The organism is Rhodococcus sp. AG1013, assembly GCF_003350365.1.
Lineage (GTDB): Bacteria > Actinomycetota > Actinomycetes > Mycobacteriales > Mycobacteriaceae > Prescottella.
Window position 1 is genome coordinate 145,004 of record NZ_QQAT01000004.1, and the last position, 16,622, is coordinate 161,625.

Consider the following 16,622-nt stretch of genomic DNA (forward strand, 5'->3'; position numbering starts at 1 on the left):
CGGTGGTCACCACACCAGTCGGGTGAGGTACCTCTCGGCGTAGCGGCGCACCGCGGCGGGATCGGTCGTGTCCAACTGCCCGTGCGGATGCAGCATCAAAGACATCGCGATGCGCATGAGGATCTCGGACGCCGCGAGCAGATCCTCCTCGGGCATCGCCGCCCCACTGTGACGCAGCGCCGCGGCGACCCGGGCGGCGGTCACCGCGATCGGCGCCCCGTCGGTCCGCGAGGTCACCTCGACCATCAGCTCCGGCTCGCTCTCGAGGATGCGCCCGATCAGCGGGATCTCGCGGGTCAATTGGATTCCCCGGGCGAAGCACTCGACGACCGCCTGCGCCGGGTCGAGATTCCGGGCAAGGGCGTCGAGTTGGTCGAAGAACAGCCCCGCCTCGCGCAGGATCAGCACCTCGACCAGCGCGTCCTTGTTCGGGAACCGTCGGTAGAGGGTGCTGCGGCTGATTCCCGCCCGCTTCGCGATGTCGTCCATGTTGGTGCGCCGAATCCCGTAGCGCTCGAACTCCTCCCGCGCGGCGTCGAGCATCGCCTGCTCCGCGGTGGCGGCGGGCAGTGCGGTGGGAGTGCGGCGCGTGGTCATCACCGGTCAGCATATCCATCGTCAGATCGCCCGCAGCGTCACCGGGAGGCGGTCCTTCGGAACCGGCAGCGTGGTGTTGTCGAGCTTCCAGGTGTAGCCGTCGGGGACCGACCACTCGTACTCGAGCAGGAGGTTGTGCATGATCGTCTTGATCTCCATCTGGGCGAAGTACAGGCCGATGCACTTGTGCACGCCGCCGCCGAACGGCATCCATGCGTACCGATGCGACTTGTCCTCGGCGCGTTCGGGTGAGAAGCGGTCCGGATCGAACCGTTCGGGATCCGTCCACAGCGCCGGGTTGTGGTGGTTGACCATTCCGATCGCGCTGACGTACGTGCCCTTCGGGACGAAGTGTCCGTCGATCTCCGTGTCCTCCAAGGCTCGTCGGGCCAGACCGGGCACCGGCGAGTTCAGCCGCAGCGACTCCTTCATGACGGCGTCCAGCACCGTGAACTCCGCGAGGTTGTCGTACGTGATGTCCCGCGGCAGCGCGCGGGACTGCGCGCGGGCCTTCTCCTGCCACTCCGGATGCAGGGCAAGGTAGTACGCCATCGTGGTGAGCGTGATGGTGGAGGTGTCGTGTGCCGCCATCAGCACGAAGATCATGTGGTTGACCACGTCCTCGTCGGTGAAGGTGTGGCCCTCCTCGGACCGTGCCCGACACAGCACGGAGAACAGGTCGGGGGTTTCGGTGGCGCGCTTGGCCGGCAGGTGCGCGCGGAAGAACTCCTCGAGCACGGCACGACCGGCCAGGCCGCGGGCCCACTTGGTTCCGGGGATGTTCCTGCGCACGAGGGACATCCCGGCGTTGACGCAGTCGATGAAGGCCTTGTTGATCCGGTCGGCCTCCAGGCGCGGCAGATCCATGCCCAGGAAGATCTCCAGGGCCAGGTCCAGGGTGAGTTCCTTGAAGCGGTCCAGGATCAGGATGTTCTCGCCGACGGGTAGGCCACGGACGCCGTCGCGCAGCATCGGCTGCATGTCGTCCAGGTAGCCGCGCAGGTGCTTGTTGTTGAAGGCCTGCTGCAGGATCAGCCGGTGGTGTCGGTGTTCCTCGAAGTCCATCAACAGGATTCCACGGCGGAAGAACGGCCCGATGAGGAACCCCCACGCCGGCTCGGCGGCCAGCGCCTTCTGCCGATTCGCGGCCACCGACTCAGCGCCGTCGGCGGTGAGCGGCACGGCGAACTTCTGGCCGAACGCGTTGATGTAGGTGATGTCCCCGAAGGCCTCCCGGCGCTGCGCCACCAGCCGAACCGGGTTGCGGAAGAATCGCAGGAGTTCGATGACCCCCGGATCGCCGGTACCGTTGATCGGGCGGAGGTCGCTGCCGGCCGGCGGTGGTGCCAACTGCTTGGTACGCACGGGATCTCCTATCGGGTGGGGGCGGATTCGCCGAGCGAGTTCAGCAGCGGTCGGGGGTCGATCCCGACCCGGCGCCACGCCTCGTACGCCCAGGGCAGGTACAGCGCGCGGAGCGGAAGCCGGTTGACGAGCGGGTTGATGCGGCGCGAGAACGCTGCGAACCGTTGGAACTGCCTCTCCTTCTTCGGATTCCAGTCGAGTCCGCACACCTCGCGCATCTGCGGGGGAAGCGTGCCGACAACGACGATGCGCATGAACGCGTTGATCGGCGCGGACAGCAGGTTCCACACGGGCGCCGGAATCCGCCGCGGTCGCGGCACGCCCTTGCGGATGTACCCGGTGGCGTACAGGATCGTCGGCGTCGGCACGAACCGGTCGAGCATCTGCGCCCAGTACTCCAGGAACTCCTCGTAGGTCTGCGGCTGGCTCCGATCGCTGACCCCGTAGATCTGGTACCAGATCCGGCCCTCCTCGAAGATCCGCACCTTCTCCTCGTACGAGAGCCGGCGGATGAAGGTGTCGGTGATGTAGAGGACCTGGTCGACGAAGGTGGCGTGCGCCCAGTAGAAGAGCTCCGGGTTGAGCGCGTGGTAACGCGAGCCGTCGCTGATCGTGCCCTTGATCGGCTTGTGGAAGTCGCGGACCGTGCGTCCCCAGTGATAGGGGTCGTCGCTGTAGACGGTCTTCATGATCGGCGGCCCGCTGCGGCGGGCCCGGCCGAGGGTGTCGGAGAAGATCACCGAGTGGTCCTCGACCGCCTTACCGAGCTGCTCGATGCAGTTCTCGGTCCCGGCGAGTCGCTGGAAACCCAGTAGTCCGCGCACGTCGCCGTAGTACTTCCAGATCAGTGAATCGGGGCCCAGGCGCGGCGAGTCGGCGGCGGACTCTGCGTCGACGGGCATGGGGACCGCCTCGCGGATGGCGGCGTCGAAGTCGAGCGGCATCGGTAGTTCCCTGTCTGCTTTGGGACGGTGGAACAAAAGTGTCTCGCTGTGTCAGAAACTAGCACCGAGTGATCTGTGACACAAGAACGGATCCGCTCGAACGACGAGTTGCTTCGCGAGAAAGTCCGCGCATGCGACGGGTCTCGGGGAGAGTGGACGATGAGCCCCTCGACGGGCGCCGCTTCCGTTTCCCGGAGGGTGATGACAGTGGGCGAGCTGCTGCTGAATCCGCACGACTACGACCCGAAGGACTTCGATCCGAACACGCGCCGACTGCTGCGCGCGACGATCGACTGGTTCGAGGCCCGGGGCAAACGCCGGCTGCTGCAGGACGACCTGCACGCGATCTGGACCGGGGACTTCCTGGACTTCGCCGGGCGAGAGGGTCTGTTCGCGACGTTCCTCACCCCGGCCTCCGAGGCGAACGGCGATCCCAACAAGCGGTGGGACGCCGCCCGCAACGCCGCGCTGAGCGAGATTCTCGGGTTCTACGGGCTGTCCTACTGGTACCTGTGGCAGGTGACCGTGCTCGGGCTCGGGCCGATCTGGATGAGCGACAACCCGACGGCCCGGCGACGCGCGGCCGAACAGTTGGATGCCGGCGGGGTCATGGCGTTCGGCCTGTCCGAACGCGAGCACGGCGCCGACGTGTACTCGACCGACATGCTGCTCACCCCCCGTACCGACACGGCGGACGGCACGGCCGCGTTCCGCGCGAACGGCACCAAGTACTACATCGGCAACGGCAACGTCGCCGGCATGGTGTCGGTGTTCGGGCGCCGCACCGACATCGAGGGGGCCGACGGCTACGTCTTCTTCGTCGTCGACAGCCGGCACCTGCACTACCGCCTCATCGACAATGTCGTGCACGGGCAGATGTACGTCAGCACGTTCGCGCTGCGCGACTACCCGGTGCGGGAGGAGGACATCCTGCACACCGGTGCGGACGCGTTCTCGGCGGCGCTCAACACCGTCAACGTCGGCAAGTTCAACCTGTGCACGGCGTCGATCGGGATCTGCGAGCACGCCTTCTTCGAAGCGATCACGCACGCTCACAACAGGGTTCTGTACGGCCGGCGGGTCACCGACTTTCCGCACGTGCGGGCCAACTTCGTGGACGCCTACACCCGGCTCGTAGCGATGAAGCTGTTCAGCGCCCGCGCGGTCGACTACTTCCGCAGTGCGGGACCGGAGGATCGCCGGTACCTGCTGTTCAACCCGATGACCAAGGCGAAGGTCACCTCGGAGGGCGAATCGGTGATGGCGTTGCTGCACGACGTCATCGCCGCCAAGGGCTACGAGAAGGACACCTACTTCCGGGAGGCCGCCGAGCTGATCGGCACGTTGCCCAAACTCGAGGGCACCGTCCACGTCAACGTCGCGCTGATCCTCAAGTTCATGCCGAACTACCTGTTCAATCCGGCGTCGTATCCCGATGTCGCCACCCGCACCGACCCCACCGACGACGCGTTCTTCTGGGCGCAGGGCCCCACCCGGGGCGCGGGCAAGGTCCAGTTCCAGGACTGGACCCGGGTGTTCGACGAGCATGCCGACATCCCCAATGTCGCGCGGTTCCACGAGCAGGCGCTCGAGCTACGTGAGTTGCTCGCGACGGCCGGGCCGGACGACGCGCAGCGGGAGGACCTGGACTTCCTGCTCACCGTCGGGCATCTGTTCGAGCTGGTCGTCTACGGGCAGCTGATCCTCGAGCAGGCCGACATCGTCGGCCTCGACCGTGATCTGCTCGAGCAGATCTTCGACTTCCAGATCCGCGACTTCTCCCGGTATGCCGTTGCTCTGCACGGCAAGCCGTCGTCGACGGACGCGCAGCAGGAGTGGGCGATCGGCGCGATCCGCAAGCCCGCCGTCGACACCGAGCGGTTCGACCGGGTGTGGGAGCAGGTCGTGGGGTACGACGGCGCGTACGAGATGCGGCCCTAGGCTGACGGCATGACTGACAGCAAGGATGACGCGAATCGGTGGGCCGAGGTCGATCGCTACCTGGTCGAGACGGTGGTCGGCGCGGACGACGCACTCGACCACGCACTCGCGGCCAACGCGTCGGCGGGGCTGCCGCCGATCGATGTGTCGCCGACGCAGGGCAAGCTGCTGAACCTGCTGGCGCGCATGGTCGGCGCGACGCGCGTGCTCGAGATCGGCACCCTCGGTGGGTACAGCACCATCTGGCTCGCCCGTGCGGTAGGGGAGTCCGGGCGGGTGGTCACGCTCGAGTACGAACCCCGGCATGCTGCGGTCGCCCGGGACAACGTGGACCGCGCCGGTGTCGGCGGCCGGGTCGACATCCGGGTCGGTGCGGCGCTGGACAGCCTGCCGGCCGTCGAGGCCGACGGCATCGCGCCCTTCGACCTGGTGTTCATCGACGCCGACAAGGTGAACAACTCCAACTATGTGCGGTGGGCGCTGCGGTTGTCGCGGCCCGGCACGGTGATCGTCGTCGACAATGTCGTCCGCGGCGGATCGGTGTCCAACCCCGACCTCGACGACGAGGCCGTCCGCGCCAGCCGCGAGGTGCTCGACCTGCTGGCGGCCGAACCCCGACTCGATGCCACCGCGCTGCAGACCGTCGGGTCGAAGGGCTGGGACGGTTTCGCTCTTGCGCTGGTGGTGAATTGAAACGCGGTCCCCGACGCTGTTCGAGCTGACGCGGACGCGTCGTGCACGTATGGTGTGACGCGCGTGAATCGAACTGACCGTCGAACCTGGGGGACACCGCCGAATGCACAAGCTGAGAACCACTATTGCCGCGGCCGGGCTGGCCGTGCTCCCGCTCCTCGCGGCTGCCCCGGCACATGCCGCCTCGCTCAACATCCCGGGACTAATCAATCAGGGCATCGACACCCTCGAGTACACCGCCGGGTCCGGGGTCTCCGACACCGTTGCCTCGTTGGGCCAGTACGCAGCCGCGCACGCGTATCTCACCGGTGATCCTGCCTCGCGCTACATCGTGGTGCTCGGTGCCCGACTCGACGCCGACGGGTTGCTGCCGGGGGTTCTCAACGCTCGGTTGGATACCGCGGCCGCGATCGCGCGCCTCCATCCGATGAACAAGGTGATCGTCGCGGGTGGGCCGACGCAACCTCTGCCGTACAGCGAATCGCAGGCGATGTTCGCCGGCCTGGTGCTGAGGGGTGTCAATCCCGCGAGCATCATCCTCGAGAACGCCTCGTACTCGACGGTCGACAACGCGCGCAACACCACCGGAATCCTCTCCGCAAATGGCGCGGACGGAGCCGTCCTCGTCACCTCCGCGTCGCACATCGACCGGGCGCTCGGGGCGTTCCGATCCGCGTCGGGCCAGTTCCGGTACACGCCCGTGGCCGTTCCCGGTTGGTGAAACCGGATCGTCGCGCCACGGCAGGCTGAGTGGGCGGCCGCGGCGGGGAGGTAAGGCATGGCGGTTGTGTTGGCTCTGCCGTTCACGGGTCGGTGGCTGGTGCAGAACAGTCCGGCACGGCGAGTGCCCAGCCATGGTGTCGACGTGTTCGGCCAGCGATACGCGATCGACTTCGTCGGGGTCGACGATCGAGGCAGGACAGCGTCGGCACGTGACTGGCGCACGTTTCTTGCGACGGAGCCGCCGTCCCGGTTCTTCGCCTTCGGGCGCCCGATCCTGGCTCCGGTCGACGGTGTGGTCGTTCAAGCGCATGACGGGGAGCCCGATCACCAGGCGCGCAGATCTCAGTTTGCTCTGATCCCCTATGCGGTGGGGCAGCCGTCCCGCCTGCGGCAAGGTCCGGCCTCGATCGCGGGGAACCACCTGATCATCCAGGACCGGCGCAGCGGGATGTTCGTCGCGGTGGTCCACCTGCGGGCAGACACGCTCAGCGTCGCAGTGGGCGACGAGGTGGCGCTGGGGCAACAGATCGCCGAGTGCGGGAACTCGGGAAACTCGACGCAACCGCACGTGCACGTCCAGGTCATGGACAGCCTCGACCTTGCTGTTGCGCAGGGTGTTCCGATGGAGTTCGGGAACTATCGCCAATGCAGCCGTGACGGCACGGGCCTGTGCGACGTCGACTCGGGTATCCCCGAGGAAGGCACGATCGTCACCGCACTCGTTCCCGACGGTCGCTAGGCGCGGGGGCGGGCGGACCGACCCGAATCGGACTCGCCTCCCGGTGTGGGGTGCCGGCCGGTCGTAGCATCGGGTCCGTGGCTAATCCGACCGTCCGCTCCGATGCCTCCGATCCGCTGCGTGTGCTCGTCTACAGCAGTGACGCCTCGACACGCGAGCAGGTGATGCGAGCCCTCGGTCGGCGCCCGCATCCGGACCTTCCGGAGTTGGAGTACGTGGAGGTCGCGACGGCGCCCGTGGTGGTCCGCATGATGGACGCGGGCGGGATCGATCTGGCGATTCTCGACGGCGAGGCGGCGCCGGCAGGTGGCCTGGGAATCGCCAAGCAGCTCAAGGACGAGCTCGATGTGTGCCCGCCGGTGGTGGTGCTGACCGGACGCGCCGACGATGCCTGGCTCGCGGACTGGTCGCGGGCGGAGGCTGCGGTGGCGCACCCGATCGACCCCTTCCGCCTGGCAGCGGCCGTTGTTCCGCTGCTGCGGCGGCCGTGATGTAACCGGTTCCGGCTCGATATTGCGCCGGCATCGGAAGACTCGCGGGGTAAAACCGAAGCCAAGGGTGGCGCCTGTCCCGGTAGGCTGAGGCGTAGATCACATTCTGCGGGTGGATTCTCCTGATTGCGTGATTGTGCGTCTCTCGTGGCTACCCGCCGCTCGTGGTCTGGGTGCGACCGTCCGGCATCGGGCATGGGCGGCCAGGCTCGCGACGAGAGGAGCTGAGGCGACGTGAACGCATACGTGCCGATTCTCGTGCTCGGGGCGATTGCCGCCGCGTTCGCGGTCTTCTCCGTGATCGTCGCGTCGGTCGTGGGACCCAGGCGGCTCAACCGTGCCAAGCTCGAGCCGTACGAGTGCGGGATCGAGCCAACCCCCGCGGAAGTCGGGCGTGGCCTGGCCGGACAGCGGATCCCGGTGAAGTACTACCTCACAGCGATGCTGTTCATCATCTTCGACATCGAGATCGTGTTCCTCTACCCGTGGGCCGTCCACTTCGACGCGCTCGGTGTGTTCGGTCTGGCCGTGATGGCCGTGTTCGTGTTCAACGTCGCGGTGGCCTACGTGTACGAGTGGCGGCGTGGGGGATTGAGCTGGGACTAGGCGTGTTTCGGGTGACTACCGAGCGGAGGTGAACCGGGTATGGGTCTCGAGGAGAAGCTGCCGAGTGGTTTCGTGCTGAGCACGGTCGAGACCGTTGCCGGCTACGCGCGCAAGGGCTCGCTGTGGCCTGCCACCTTCGGCCTGGCCTGCTGTGCGATCGAGATGATGGCCACCACGTCCGGCCGGTTCGATATCGCCCGCTTCGGGATGGAGGCGTTCCGGGCGTCCCCACGCCAGGCCGATCTCATGATCGTCGCCGGCCGGGTCAGTCAGAAGATGGCACCGGTGCTGCGTCAGGTCTACGACCAGATGGTCGAGCCCAAGTGGGTGCTCGCGATGGGGGTGTGCGCGTCGTCGGGTGGGATGTTCAACAACTACGCGATCGTGCAAGGCGTCGACCACGTGGTTCCTGTCGACATCTACCTGCCCGGCTGTCCGCCGCGCCCCGAGATGCTGCTCAATGCGATCCTGATGCTGCACGCCAAGATCCAGGAGATGCCGCTCGGGGTCAATCGTGAGCAGGCCGTGCGGGCGGCGGAGGAGGCGGCGCTGGCCGCCAGGCCCACGATCGACCTCGGCTTGCCGGGGCACGGCGCGGGGACGGTGCTGCGATGACGGACGAGCGTGACCGCGGCCTCGGTGGCCCCGATCCCGAGGCCACCGCCGGTCCGGAGGGGACGGTGCCACCCGAGTCGGTCGCGGGCGGCGAGATGATCGGTCTCCGGCAGGGCATGTTCGGGGTCGGTGGCACCGGCGACACATCCGGTTACGGTCGACTGGTGCGACCGGTCACGTTGCCGGGCGGCACATCTCGTCCCTACGGCGGCTACTTCGACGTTGTCGTCGACACGCTCGCCGCCGCGCTCGACGGCAGCGGCACGCTGTTCGACGACGCCGTCGAGCGGGTCGTCGTCTTCCGCGGGGAGCTGACCCTGCACGTGCGGCGCGAGTGCCTGCCGACGGTCGCACGGTTGTTGCGCGACGACCCGGACCTGCGGTTCGAACTGTGCCTGGGGGTCAGCGGGGTGCACTACCCGCAGGACTCCGGGCGGGAACTGCACGCGGTGTACCCGCTGATGTCGATCACCCACGGCCGCCGGATACGGCTCGAGGTGGCCGTGCCGGACGCCGACCCGCACGTCCCGTCGCTGTACGGGGTGTACCCCACCACGGACTGGCACGAGCGGGAGACCTACGACTTCTTCGGCCTGATCTTCGACGGTCACCCGTCGCTCGCCAGGATCGAGATGCCCGACGACTGGGTGGGACACCCACAGCGCAAGGACTACCCCCTCGGCGGCATTCCCGTCGAGTACAAGGGGGCGAAGATCCCGCCACCGGACGAACGGAGGGCCTACCAGTGAGCCATCCTCGCGATCCCTTCGCTCGGAACGGTGACGGCGACGCGGTGTTCACCGTCGGCGGGCAGGACTGGGACGAGTTCGCGGACGCGGCCACCGCGGCGCACGACGCCGGGGCGGAACGCATCGTCGTGAACATGGGTCCACAGCATCCGTCGACGCACGGGGTGCTGCGGCTGATCCTCGAGATCGAGGGAGAGACGGTCACCGAGGCCCGCTGCGGTGTCGGATACCTGCACACGGGGATCGAGAAGAATCTCGAGTACCGCAACTGGACGCAGGGCGTCACGTTCGTCACCCGGATGGACTATCTGTCCCCGTTCTTCAACGAGGTCGCGTACTGCCTGGGCGTCGAGAAGTTGCTCGACGTCACCGACCAGATCCCCGACCGCGCCACCGTCATCCGTGTCCTGCTCATGGAGCTCAACCGGATCTCGTCCCATCTCGTCGCGCTCGCGACGGGCGGCATGGAACTGGGCGCGATCACCCCGATGCTGTTCGGCTTCCGGGAACGCGAACTGGTCCTGGACGTGTTCGAGATGATCACCGGATTGCGCATGAACCACGCGTACATCCGCCCCGGCGGGCTGTCGCAGGACCTTCCCGACGGCGCCGTCGGGAAGGTGCGCGAGCTGCTCGACCTCATGCCGCGGCGGTTGAAGGACATCGAGGACCTGCTGAGCGCCAATCCGATCTGGAAGGCCCGGACGAAGGGCATCGGCTACCTGGACCTGACGGGCTGCATGGCTCTCGGTGTCACCGGACCCATTCTGCGTGCCACCGGCCTGCCGTTGGACGTGCGCCGGTCGGATCCGTACTGCGGCTACGAGACCTACGAGTTCGAGGTCGTCACCGAGTCCGGATCCGACTGTTACAGCCGCTACCTCATCCGTCTGCGCGAGATGGCCGAGTCGCTGAAGATCGTCGAACAGTGCCTCGATCGCCTGCGCCCGGGACCGGTCATGTTGGCGGACAAGAAGATTGCCTGGCCCGCCGACCTGGCCGTCGGCGCCGACGGGCTCGGGAACTCGCTCGAACACATCCGGCGGATCATGGGCACCTCGATGGAGGAACTGATCCACCACTTCAAGCTGGTCACCGAGGGATTCCGGGTACCTCCCGGCCAGGTGTACATCGCGGTGGAGTCGCCGCGCGGCGAGCTGGGCGTGCACATGGTCAGCGACGGTGGAACCCGGCCCTTCCGGGTGCACTACCGGGATCCGTCGTTCACCAATCTGCAGGCCGTCTCTGCGATGTGCGAGGGAGGCATGGTGGCCGACGTGATCGCGTCCGTCGCCAGCATCGATCCCGTCATGGGGGGAGTGGACCGATGACCGACGCGCGAGAAGCCGACGGACCGGGCCCGGTGTTCGTCGAGTTGGGCCGTCCCGGCGACCGTCCGAGCTATCCGCCGGACGTGCACGCCCGGCTGGCGGCCGACGCCGAGGAGATCATCGCCCGCTACGAGACCCGCGATGCCGCGGCGGACCACGAGCGCGGCCCCGACGGCCCCGGCCGTTCGGCGTTGCTGCCGCTGCTGCACCTGGTGCAGTCCGAGGACGGCTACGTCTCCCCGGCGGGAATCGACTTCTGCGCACGACAACTCGGTCTCACCGCTGCCGAGGTCACCGCGGTCGCCACGTTCTACACGATGTACCGGCGCAGTCCCACCGGCACGTACCACGTCGGCGTCTGCACCAACAGCCTGTGCGCGGTGATGGGTGGCGACGCGATCCACACCGCGCTCCGTGAACACCTCGGGATCGACGACGGCGAGACCACCGCGGACGGATCGGTGACCCTCGAGCACATCGAGTGCAACGCGGCCTGCGACTTCGCGCCCGTGATGATGGTGAACTGGGAGTTCTTCGACAACCAGACACCGGCGTCGGCGACCGGGATAGTGGACGCCCTCCGGTCGGGAGAGACCGTCACCCCCAGTCGCGGTGCGCCGCTGTGCTCGTTCCGCGACACGGCCCGGGTGCTCGCCGGGTTCCCCGACCGGCGCCCCGGGGCGCTCGAGGCGGGCGGCGGGGCCGGCGACGCGACACTGGCCGGCCTGCGTGCCAGTCGCGAGCATCAGGATCGTCCGGGGCACGACGGGGCCGACGCACTGACGCCGGTGCTGAGCCGGTACTGGGACGAGGCTCGGTCGTGGACCCTCGACACCTACCACCGCCACGACGGCTACATCGCGCTGCGGAAGGCGCTCGGAACGAACCCGGACGAGGTGATCCAGACGGTCAAGGACGCCGGGCTGCGTGGCCGCGGCGGGGCCGGGTTCCCGACCGGCATGAAGTGGTCGTTCATCCCGCAGGACCCGCCCGTCAGCAGCGCCGCCGGCACCGCCAAGCCGCACTACCTGGTCGTCAACGCGGACGAGTCGGAACCGGGGACCTGCAAGGACATTCCGTTGATGTTGGCGACGCCGCACGCGCTGATCGAGGGGGTGATCATCGCGGCGTACGCGATTCGGGCCGCGCGCGCCTTCATCTATCTGCGCGGCGAGGTGGTCCCGGTGCTGCGCCGACTCCAGGCCGCGGTGGCCGAGGCATACGACGCCGGATATCTCGGCCGCGACATCCTCGGATCCGGCTACGACCTCGACATCGTGATCCACGCCGGCGCCGGCGCCTACATCTGCGGTGAGGAGACCGCGCTGCTCGACTCGCTGGAGGGGCGCCGCGGGCAGCCGCGTCTGCGCCCGCCGTTCCCGGCGGTGGCCGGTCTGTACGCCTGCCCGACGGTGGTCAACAACGTCGAGTCCATCGCGAGCGTGCCGCCGATCATCCTCGGCGGACCCGAATGGTTCCGCAGCATGGGCAGCGAGGCGTCACCCGGGTTCACCCTCTACTCCCTGTCCGGCCACGTGACCAGGCCCGGACAGTACGAGGCACCGCTGGGAATCACGTTGCGGCAGTTGCTCGACTACGCGGGCGGCGTCCGGGCCGGGCATCGCCTCAAGTTCTGGACGCCGGGCGGATCGTCCACGCCGATCTTCACCGACGAGCACCTCGACGTGCCGCTCGACTACGAGGGCGTCGCCGCGGCCGGGTCCATGCTGGGCACCAAGGCGCTGCAGATCTTCGACGAGACCACCTGTGTCGTCCGGGTGGTGTTGCGCTGGACGGAGTTCTACGCCCACGAGTCGTGCGGCAAGTGCACCCCCTGCCGGGAGGGCACGTACTGGCTGGTGCAGATCCTCGAACGGCTCGAGCGCGGCGACGGCACCGAGGAGGACCTGTCGAAGCTGCTCGACATCTCGGACACCATCCTCGGCAAGTCGTTCTGCGCACTCGGTGACGGCGCGGCCAGCCCGATCATGTCGTCGCTGAAGTACTTCCGCGACGAATACATCGCCCACCTCGACCACCACGGCTGTCCGTTCGACCCGGGCGAGGCGGCACTCGTCTCCCGGGTCGCCGCGGGACCGGAAAGGGGGACGCCATGACCGTCAACGTCAACGTCGACGCGTCCGGGCAGCCGGTGCTGTCGGACCGGGTGACCTTCACGATCGACGGGGTGGAGGTCACCGTCCCGAAGGGGACACTGGTGATCCGCGCGGCCGAGGGGATCGGGATTCAGATCCCCCGGTTCTGCGACCACCCGCTGCTCGAACCGGTGGGTGCGTGCCGCCAGTGTCTCGTCGAGGTGGAGGGGCAGCGCAAGCCGCTCGCGTCGTGCACCACCGTCGCGACGGACGGCATGGTGGTCCACACCCAGGTCACGTCCGAGGTCGCTGACAAGGCGCAGAAGGGCGTGATGGAACTGCTGCTCATCAACCATCCGCTGGACTGCCCGGTGTGCGACAAGGGCGGTGAGTGCCCACTGCAGAATCAGGCGATGTCCAGCGGTCGGGCCGAGTCCCGGTTCGGTGGCGTCAAACGCACCTTCCCCAAGCCGATTCCGCTGTCGACCGAGGTCCTGCTGGATCGTGAGCGATGCGTGCTGTGCGCGCGGTGCACGCGGTTCTCGAGGCAGATCGCGGGCGACCCGATGATCGAACTCCTCGAACGCGGCGCGCTGCAGCAGGTGGGCATCGGGGAGGACGAGCCGTTCGACTCGTACTTCTCCGGCAACACCGTCCAGATCTGCCCGGTCGGTGCCCTCACCGGGGCGGCGTACCGGTTCCGGGCGCGGCCGTTCGACCTGGTCTCGAGCCCCAGCGTGTGCGAGCACTGCGCGAGCGGATGCGCGCAGCGCACCGATCACCGCCGCGGCACCGTGCTGCGTCGCCTGGCCGGTGACGATCCGCAGGTCAACGAGGAGTGGAACTGCGACAAGGGCCGTTGGGCGTTCACGTACGCCGGTGAGCCGGATCGGATCGAGACGCCGATGATCCGCGGCGCCACGGGTGATCTGGTTCCCGCTTCGTGGCCGGAGGCGCTGGCGGTCGCGGCGCGGGGGCTGCGATCGGCCGACGGCGGTGTCGGTGTGCTGGTCGGTGGGCGGGTCACGTACGAGGACGCCTACGCCTACTCGAAGTTCGCGCGGATCGTGCTGGGCACCAACGACGTCGATTTCCGTGCGCGCGTGCACTCGGCCGAGGAAGCGGACTTCCTCGCGGCACGGGTAGCCGGCCGCATGCTGGGCGCAGATCCGGCGGCGGTCACCTACGACGATCTCGATCGGGCGCCTGCCGTCCTGCTGGTCGCGTTCGAACCCGAGGAAGAATCGCCGATCGTCTTCCTGCGGCTGCGAAAGGCAGTGCGTACCAAGAGGACCGTGGTGCTCTCGATTGCGCCGTTCGGGAGCCGTGGTCTCGGGAAGATGTCCGGCCGGCTGCTGCGTGCGGTCCCCGGGGACGAGCCGGCGCTCCTCGACGAGTTGGGCAGTTCGGAGTTCCTGCGTTGCCCCGGCGCGGTGATCCTGGTCGGGGAGCGGGCCGCTGCGATCCCGGGCGCGTTGTCCGCGCTGGCGCGCCTCGCCGACGACACGGGGGCGCACCTGGCGTGGGTGCCGCGGCGGGCCGGTGAGCGCGGTGCGCTCGAGGCCGGGGCGCTGCCGTGCCTGTTGCCCGGCGGCCGGCCGGTCGTGGACGCCGAGGCCCGTCGGCAGGTTGCCGCCGCGTGGGGGGTCGGCGACCTCCCGGGCACGACCGGCCGCGACACCGCTGCCATGCTCGCCGCCGCCGTATCGGGGGATCTCGGTGGATTACTGGTCGGTGGTGTCGAACTCGACGATCTGCCGGATCCGCGGCTCGCATTGTCGGCGATCGACACCGCCGGGTTCGTCGTCAGCCTCGAGTTGCGTCGCAGCGCGGTCACCGACCGTGCCGATGTGGTGTTCCCGGTGGCGCCCGTCGCGGAGAAGGACGGCGCCTTCGTCGATTGGGAAGGCCGTGGGCGACCGTTCGAGGCCGCGCTGCGCACCACCGGCACCGTGCCCGACCAGCGGGTGCTCGACGCCCTCGCCGCCGAGATGGGTGCCCGCCTCGGTCTGCCGGACGTAGCCGCCGCGCACGCCGAACTCGGACGGCTCGGGGTGTGGGACGGGACTCGCCCCACCGCGCCCGACGTGGTTCCGCGCGGGGCACGGGAACCGGGTCCGGGCGAGGCCGTGCTCGCGGGCTGGCGGATGCTGCTCGACGCCGGGCGGATGCAGGACGGCGAACCGTACCTCGCGGGCACGGCCCGCGCACCGGTGCTGCGACTCTCGGCCGACTGCGCCGACGAGATCGGTGCCCGGGACGGTGATCCGGTGACCGTGGAGAGCGACACGGGAGCCGTCACGCTGCCGCTCGAGGTGACCGACCTGCCCTACCGGGTGGTGTGGCTGCCGCTGAACTCGCCCGGGTCGGCGGTGTACCGGCAACTCGGCCGGGGGCCCGGCGACGTCGTACGCATCCGCCGCGGAGAGTTCGCCGGCGCAGCGGCGAATCCGGCACGGGGGGAGGCTCGGCGATGACCACCCCGATCACCACCCTGGCCTACACGGACCTGTCGATGTTCGGACACGACCCGTGGTGGCTGGTCGTCGCGAAGGCACTGGGCATCTTCGTGTTCCTGGTGCTCACCGTGCTGATCGCGATCTACGCCGAACGGAAGGTGCTGGCGTGGATGCAGATGCGGGTCGGCCCCGACCGGGTCGGCCCCCGCGGCATCCTGCAGAGCCTCGCCGACGGCATCAAGCTCGCGCTCAAGGAGGGCATCGTCCCCAAGGGCGTCGACAAACCTGTCTACCTCCTGGCGCCGATCATCGCGACCGTGCCGGCGTTCATGGCGTTCGCGGTGATCCCGTTCGGTCCCGAGGTCTCGATCCTCGGACACCGGACACCGTTGCAGCTCACCGACCTGCCGGTGGCCGTCCTCTACATCCTCGCCGTCACCTCCGTCGGCGTGTACGGAATCGTGCTGGCGGGGTGGGCATCCGGTTCGACCTATCCGCTGCTGGGTGGCCTGCGGTCCACCGCGCAGGTGATCTCGTACGAGGTTGCGATGGCGCTGTCGTTCGCGGCGGTGTTCCTCGATGCCGGCACGATGTCGACGTCGGGAATCGTTGCCGCGCAGAACGGCCACTGGTACGTGTTCCTACTGCTGCCGTCGTTCCTCATCTACGTCACGTCGATGGTCGGCGAGACCAATCGGGCGCCGTTCGACCTGCCCGAGGCCGAGGGCGAACTGGTCGGCGGTTTCCACACGGAGTACTCGTCGCTGCGGTTCGCGATGTTCATGCTCGCCGAGTACGTCAACATGGTGACGGTTTCGGCGCTGGCGGCGACGCTGTTCCTCGGTGGCTGGCACGCGCCGTGGCCGCTGAACATGTGGGACGGCGCCAACTCCGGGTGGTGGCCGCTGCTGTGGTTCGCCGCGAAGGTCTGGGGCTTCCTCTTCGTGTTCGTCTGGCTGCGCGGCACCCTGCCGCGCCTGCGTTACGACCAGTTCATGAACCTCGGATGGAAGGTGCTCATCCCGGTCTCCGTCGTGTGGGTCATGGTGGTCGCCGCGGTGCGCGCGATGCGCATCGAGGGCTACGAGACCCGGTGGATTGTCCTCGCGGTCGGCGGCGCGGTCGTGGGACTGCTCCTGCTGGCGCTGCTGTACCGCAAGCTGCGTTCCGGACCGCCGGTGCCGGGCCCGGAGACACCGTCGGTGCGCGAACCCTTCGACCCGATGGCCGGTGGATTCCCGGTTCCGCCCCTGCCCGGCCAGGGCGCACGGTC

The 16,622-nt window shown here is 68.4% G+C and carries 14 protein-coding genes and 1 pseudogene; 12 read left to right on the forward strand and 3 right to left on the reverse strand.

Translation table 11 applies throughout. The features are described 5' to 3' along the window. Positions 1 to 6 precede the first annotated feature (6 nt). From DEU38_RS07680 to DEU38_RS07690, 3 genes are read right to left on the reverse strand one after another with little or no spacing between them, the layout of a single operon-like run. The gene (locus DEU38_RS07680) at positions 7 to 597 is read right to left on the reverse strand and encodes a TetR/AcrR family transcriptional regulator (protein ID WP_114719680.1); all 591 of its coding nucleotides are present in this window, start codon (positions 595 to 597) and stop codon (positions 7 to 9) included. A 21-nt stretch (positions 598 to 618) separates the two neighbouring features. Next, on the reverse strand, positions 619 to 1,962 hold the full coding sequence (locus tag DEU38_RS07685; protein WP_114719682.1) for a cytochrome P450: 1,344 nt from the start codon (positions 1,960 to 1,962) through the stop codon (positions 619 to 621). An 8-nt stretch (positions 1,963 to 1,970) separates the two neighbouring features. After that, on the reverse strand, positions 1,971 to 2,906 hold the full coding sequence (locus DEU38_RS07690; RefSeq protein ID WP_114719684.1) for an oxygenase MpaB family protein: 936 nt from the start codon (positions 2,904 to 2,906) through the stop codon (positions 1,971 to 1,973). Between the two features lie 201 nt (positions 2,907 to 3,107). Between DEU38_RS07690 and DEU38_RS07695 the strand changes: the two genes are divergently transcribed. The 12 genes and pseudogenes from DEU38_RS07695 to nuoH all read left to right on the forward strand — a co-directional run. Next, on the forward strand, positions 3,108 to 4,847 hold the full coding sequence (locus DEU38_RS07695) for an acyl-CoA dehydrogenase family protein (protein ID WP_114719686.1): 1,740 nt from the start codon (positions 3,108 to 3,110) through the stop codon (positions 4,845 to 4,847). A gap of 9 nt (positions 4,848 to 4,856) precedes the next feature. Further along, a complete protein-coding gene (locus DEU38_RS07700) occupies positions 4,857 to 5,540 on the forward strand; it encodes an O-methyltransferase (RefSeq protein ID WP_114719688.1) in 684 nt (227 codons plus the stop codon). 103 nt (positions 5,541 to 5,643) lie between these two features. Further along, a complete protein-coding gene (locus DEU38_RS07705; RefSeq protein WP_114719690.1) occupies positions 5,644 to 6,261 on the forward strand; it encodes a YdcF family protein in 618 nt (205 codons plus the stop codon). A 57-nt stretch (positions 6,262 to 6,318) separates the two neighbouring features. Next, positions 6,319 to 7,002: a M23 family metallopeptidase gene (locus DEU38_RS07710; protein WP_114719692.1), complete on the forward strand. Its 684-nt coding sequence runs from the start codon at positions 6,319 to 6,321 to the stop codon at positions 7,000 to 7,002. A gap of 77 nt (positions 7,003 to 7,079) precedes the next feature. Beyond that, a complete protein-coding gene (locus DEU38_RS07715) occupies positions 7,080 to 7,493 on the forward strand; it encodes a response regulator transcription factor (RefSeq protein ID WP_114720018.1) in 414 nt (137 codons plus the stop codon). A gap of 234 nt (positions 7,494 to 7,727) precedes the next feature. Further along, positions 7,728 to 8,099: an NADH-quinone oxidoreductase subunit A gene (locus DEU38_RS07720; protein WP_114719694.1), complete on the forward strand. Its 372-nt coding sequence runs from the start codon at positions 7,728 to 7,730 to the stop codon at positions 8,097 to 8,099. Positions 8,100 to 8,138: 39 nt separating this feature from the next. Continuing rightward, positions 8,139 to 8,714: an NADH-quinone oxidoreductase subunit B family protein gene (locus DEU38_RS07725; RefSeq protein ID WP_114719696.1), complete on the forward strand. Its 576-nt coding sequence runs from the start codon at positions 8,139 to 8,141 to the stop codon at positions 8,712 to 8,714. Next, on the forward strand, positions 8,711 to 9,463 hold the full coding sequence (locus DEU38_RS07730; RefSeq protein WP_114719698.1) for an NADH-quinone oxidoreductase subunit C: 753 nt from the start codon (positions 8,711 to 8,713) through the stop codon (positions 9,461 to 9,463). Before DEU38_RS07725 ends, DEU38_RS07730 begins: the two co-directional genes overlap by 4 nt. Then, positions 9,460 to 10,794 (forward strand): NADH dehydrogenase (quinone) subunit D, encoded by a 1,335-nt coding sequence (nuoD, locus tag DEU38_RS07735; RefSeq protein ID WP_114719700.1) that lies wholly within the window; start codon positions 9,460 to 9,462, stop codon positions 10,792 to 10,794. The genes DEU38_RS07730 and nuoD overlap by 4 nt, the downstream gene beginning before the upstream one ends. Further along, the gene (gene nuoF, locus DEU38_RS07740) at positions 10,791 to 12,911 is read left to right on the forward strand and encodes an NADH-quinone oxidoreductase subunit NuoF (protein ID WP_114719702.1); all 2,121 of its coding nucleotides are present in this window, start codon (positions 10,791 to 10,793) and stop codon (positions 12,909 to 12,911) included. The genes nuoD and nuoF overlap by 4 nt, the downstream gene beginning before the upstream one ends. Next, positions 12,908 to 15,367, forward strand: a complete 2,460-nt coding sequence (locus DEU38_RS07745; RefSeq protein ID WP_114719704.1) for an NADH-quinone oxidoreductase subunit G — start codon at positions 12,908 to 12,910, stop codon at positions 15,365 to 15,367. Before nuoF ends, DEU38_RS07745 begins: the two co-directional genes overlap by 4 nt. Then, positions 15,364 to 16,611: pseudogene (nuoH, locus tag DEU38_RS07750) on the forward strand (NADH-quinone oxidoreductase subunit NuoH); the annotation flags it as partial. The gene DEU38_RS07745 and the pseudogene nuoH, both read left to right, overlap by 4 nt. Positions 16,612 to 16,622: the final 11 nt, after the last annotated feature.

What these genes read in the sequence shown, in the direction of transcription:
- DEU38_RS07700 (WP_114719688.1), top strand. Translation starts at nt 4,857, where the DNA reads ATGACTGACAGCAAGGATGACGCGAATCGGTGGGCCGAGGTCGATCGC.
- DEU38_RS07710 (WP_114719692.1), top strand. Translation starts at nt 6,319, where the DNA reads ATGGCGGTTGTGTTGGCTCTGCCGTTCACGGGTCGGTGGCTGGTGCAG.
- DEU38_RS07725 (WP_114719696.1), top strand. Translation starts at nt 8,139, where the DNA reads ATGGGTCTCGAGGAGAAGCTGCCGAGTGGTTTCGTGCTGAGCACGGTC.
- DEU38_RS07690 (WP_114719684.1), bottom strand. Translation starts at nt 2,906, where the DNA reads ATGCCGCTCGACTTCGACGCCGCCATCCGCGAGGCGGTCCCCATGCCC.
- DEU38_RS07680 (WP_114719680.1), bottom strand. Translation starts at nt 597, where the DNA reads ATGACCACGCGCCGCACTCCCACCGCACTGCCCGCCGCCACCGCGGAG.
- DEU38_RS07730 (WP_114719698.1), top strand. Translation starts at nt 8,711, where the DNA reads ATGACGGACGAGCGTGACCGCGGCCTCGGTGGCCCCGATCCCGAGGCC.
- DEU38_RS07695 (WP_114719686.1), top strand. Translation starts at nt 3,108, where the DNA reads ATGACAGTGGGCGAGCTGCTGCTGAATCCGCACGACTACGACCCGAAG.
- DEU38_RS07745 (WP_114719704.1), top strand. Translation starts at nt 12,908, where the DNA reads ATGACCGTCAACGTCAACGTCGACGCGTCCGGGCAGCCGGTGCTGTCG.
- DEU38_RS07705 (WP_114719690.1), top strand. Translation starts at nt 5,644, where the DNA reads ATGCACAAGCTGAGAACCACTATTGCCGCGGCCGGGCTGGCCGTGCTC.
- nuoF (WP_114719702.1), top strand. Translation starts at nt 10,791, where the DNA reads ATGACCGACGCGCGAGAAGCCGACGGACCGGGCCCGGTGTTCGTCGAG.